This is a genomic window from Bacillus sp. P4_D3, from assembly GCF_056401855.1.
In genome coordinates, this window is sequence record NZ_JBFUIN010000368.1 from 1 (window position 1) to 3,132 (window position 3,132).

2 protein-coding genes and 1 pseudogene are annotated in these 3,132 nt (G+C 36.4%); all 3 read right to left on the reverse strand.

The window, feature by feature from the left end:
* The coding region (locus AC1DTM_RS21170) for an MFS transporter (RefSeq protein ID WP_477000800.1) at positions 1-957 on the reverse strand (957 nt) is incomplete at its 3' end.
* Between the two features lie 267 nt (positions 958-1,224).
* On the reverse strand, positions 1,225-2,484 hold the full coding sequence (hflX, locus tag AC1DTM_RS21175; RefSeq protein WP_016104493.1) for a GTPase HflX: 1,260 nt from the start codon (positions 2,482-2,484) through the stop codon (positions 1,225-1,227).
* 482 nt (positions 2,485-2,966) lie between these two features.
* Positions 2,967-3,132: pseudogene (locus AC1DTM_RS21180) on the reverse strand (cobalamin biosynthesis protein CbiN); the annotation flags it as partial.

The window sequence follows — 3,132 nt, forward strand, 5'->3', positions numbered from 1 at the left end:
TAAAAATAACGGTACAACCCACATAAGAGAAACGTGCGGTAACAATAGTGCTAGCGGCGCTGAACCGAGCATGGAAAAGACAATGATCTTTTTCTTACCGAATCGATCCGCTAGCGGACCACCAAAGAAAGTACCTAATACACCAGCAATCATAAAAGCAAAGACGAAATACTGTGCATTTTTTATCGATAAACCGTAATGCTCTATTAAATAAAATTGATAGAAATTCCCGATACCAGCACCGTACCAAGAACGCACGAATGTTAGAAAAACAAGAAGTATAATAACAAATTTAATGTGCGTACTTACAATCGCATTTTCAGCCTCAAGTGCAGCCCTCTTTTTCCTTCTTACAGCACCAGTCGCTAATTCATTTTTATACCAATTTGAAACAAAAAGTAACAATACAATCCCTACCGCTGCGAAAGCAGTAAAACCTAGAGAACCAATTTGACCTAGTGGAACGAAAATGAGCGCTGTAAAAATAGGTGCTAGCGAATTCCCTGTATTCCCTCCCACTTGATAAATCGCTTGTGCTAAACCACGTTTGGCACCTGCTGCCATATAAGCAACCCGAGCACCTTCTGGATGAAAGACTGCGGAACCTAATCCAATAAATAAAACAGAAATAATAACAATAATAAAATTCGGGGCAAACGCGAGCCCAATCATCCCAAGCATGCTCGAAAACATACCGAGTGGTAAYAAAAATGGTGACGGCTTCTTATCTGAATACATACCAAAAACCGGCTGCATAATCGATGACGTCATATTTAACGCGAACGCTATMCACCCTACTTGCATGTAGGATAAATTCATCGTTTTTTCCAAAATAGGAAACAACGCTGGCACAACTGCTTGCATCGAATCATTCAAAAAATGTCCGAAACTAATCGCAAATAATATTCGATATATCGTCGGTGTTTCCACTGCACTTTTTTGTGAAACTGCCTGCATATACKAATCTCTCCTTCCTGTACAAAATATATATTTATTACAGTAAGTGTAATAAATTCTGAGTTTTGAAACATTTCTATTCTATACTGGTTTCGTTTCTATTTCCAGAAATTCAACTTGTAAAAAAATATATTTTTTCTATATGCTTTGTCGGATTTATTTATATGAACTCTCTGTATTTTCTTTTATACTAAGGCAGGACGAAAGGAAGGCTTGCAACTATGAAAAAATAGACGACCCTAAAGCATATTAGGATCGCCTTTTTTATTAAATAGAAAAACGCTTATACTTCTCATAATCACTCGTCTTACATTCTAGTGCCATTTTCGTACCTTCGTTTTCATAACTCGTAGATAAAACGTGTGCATGATTGTTGAAATACGAAACTACCTGTCCTTGATCATACGGAATTAACATTTCACACTTCGTATACTCTTTATAAATGTGTGAGCGAACCACTTCTACAAGCTCTTCAATTCCAACATGTTTCTTCGCAGATAGATAAACGCGATCTTCTTGCACTTTCGGAATTTCAACATCTACCAAATCTGATTTGTTATATGCATAAATCGTCGGGATATTTTCCACGCCAATTTTCTTTAACGTTTCATTTGTAATATCAATTAATTGCTCATAATTGGGATTTGAGTAATCTACGACGTGAATGAGTAAATCTGCTTCAGCCACTTCCTCTAGCGTTGAACGGAATGCTTTCACAAGATGATGCGGTAATTTACTTACAAATCCAACTGTATCTGTTAATAAAAATGATTTATTATCTGGTAAATCAATATTTCGTACAGATGTCTCTAACGTCGCAAATAACATATCTTTTTCAAATACTTGTTTCTCTACAGTACCGTTAAAAATTTCAAGCATCGTATTCATTATCGTTGATTTACCTGCATTCGTATATCCTACTAATGACACAACTGGAATTTCATTTTTCTTACGTTGTTTACGCTGCGTTTGGCGCTGTGCAACAAGTGCCTCTAATTCTTTATTTAGAGCTGCAATTTGTTCTTCAATTTTACGACGGTCTAATTCCAACTTCTTCTCACCGACACCTTTATTTTTCGTGCCAACTCCCCCRCTTTGTCTTCCTAAAGATTCACGAAGACCGATTAAACGAGGCATCATGTACTGAAGATGGGCCACTTCTACTTGCAACTGCGCTTCTTTCGTTTTCGCACGTTGCGCAAAGATATCTAAAATTAAAATGGTACGATCAATTACTTTACAATCTAAATCCTCTTCTAAATTTCGAATTTGTGAAGGAGATAATTCGTCATTAAAGATGACCATATTTGCATCTACTTCTTTCACATACGCTGCTACTTCTTCAATCTTCCCTTTTCCAATATAATGCGACGGATTTACTCGTTGTAAATTTTGCGTCACTTGACCGATTACTTCCACATCACAAGCTTCCGTAAGATTCGCTAACTCTTCCATCGAATATGCAAAATCAGCTTCCTTACCTAAATTTACTCCAACTAATATTGCTCTTTGTAATAATTCTTCCATATATTTATTCCTCCATTTCGATTACGTAAATAAAAAGCACAGGTCACTGCCTGTGCTTTCGTAAACGGATAAGGGTTCACCAAAGAAATAGAAGAAAGCAGTGCTTTCGTCCTATAACATGGTCAAAAAGTCCTAAGATAATATACGTATTCACACCAAGTGTTCACCTATACTATCCCATTCTATTTTTAAAGGCAAAACAAAAAGAGGGCGTATTCGTCCCTCCCTCTTTTTCACATATAAGCTTAATAAAGGGTTCCTTTAAAATAGGCAGACCAATCCCGTTCACTCTGTACACAGACAGAGCCTTTGAGCGCTATTCAATTATTGGCACAAAGTGTTGAGACGTAATCTGATTAAGATCAAAGGAAGCCCCTCCGTTCATTTCAAGTTATATAAAGTGTAGCATAAGTAATTCGCTTTCACAAGATTTAACAGACTATATCACTCTAAAGAAAATCTTTATATTCTTACTTTAATCGTCATTTTTTGCGAGTTCTTCTCACAATAAAAATAACAACAGCAATTATCAGTAACACACTTATAGAAATGATAGCAACTTGCCACCAACTTAAACCGCTCACCATCTCACCTTTTAAATCCACTTTCTTCGTTGGAGTTGACTCTTTTGCAATATGACTTAAAGTC